This window comes from Streptomyces yokosukanensis, assembly GCF_001514035.1.
Taxonomy (GTDB): Bacteria; Actinomycetota; Actinomycetes; order Streptomycetales; family Streptomycetaceae; genus Streptomyces; species Streptomyces yokosukanensis.
Window position 1 is genome coordinate 360,514 of the sequence record NZ_KQ948216.1, and the last position, 598, is coordinate 361,111.

Here is a 598-nt window from a genome sequence, read left to right on the forward strand (position 1 = left end):
GGAGGCCTCGACGTTGGTGACCTGGTAGCCGTAGACGGGGTCCATGATCGTGGGCAGGAACAGGCGTCCGGGGTCGCTGGAGGAGAAGCCGGCGTTGCGGTCGGGGGTCCACTGCATCGGGGTGCGTACGGCGTCGCGGTCGCCGAGCCAGATGTTGTCGCCCATGCCGATCTCGTCGCCGTAGTAGAGGATCGGCGAGCCGGGCAGGGAGAGCAGGAGTGCGGTGAACAGCTCGATCTGGTTGCGGTCGTTGTCGAGGAGGGGGGCGAGGCGGCGGCGGATGCCGATGTTGGCGCGCATCCGTGGGTCCTTGGCGTATTCGGCCCACATGTAGTCGCGTTCTTCGTCGGTGACCATTTCGAGGGTCAGCTCGTCGTGGTTGCGCAGGAAGATGCCCCACTGGCAGCCGGAGGGGATGGCGGGTGTCTTGGCGAGGATCTCGGAGACGGGGTAGCGGGACTCGCGGCGTACGGCCATGAAGATGCGGGGCATGACGGGGAAGTGGAAGGCCATGTGGCACTCGTCGCCGCCGGAGGAGTAGTCGCCGAAGTAGTCGACGACGTCCTCGGGCCACTGGTTGGCCTCCGCCAGCAGCACC

General features: G+C 67.1%; 1 protein-coding gene. It reads right to left on the reverse strand.

Annotated elements, in window-relative coordinates; all coding sequences use genetic code 11:
* The coding region (locus tag AQI95_RS27675; protein ID WP_244188865.1) for an alpha-amylase family glycosyl hydrolase at positions 1-598 on the reverse strand (598 nt) is incomplete at both ends.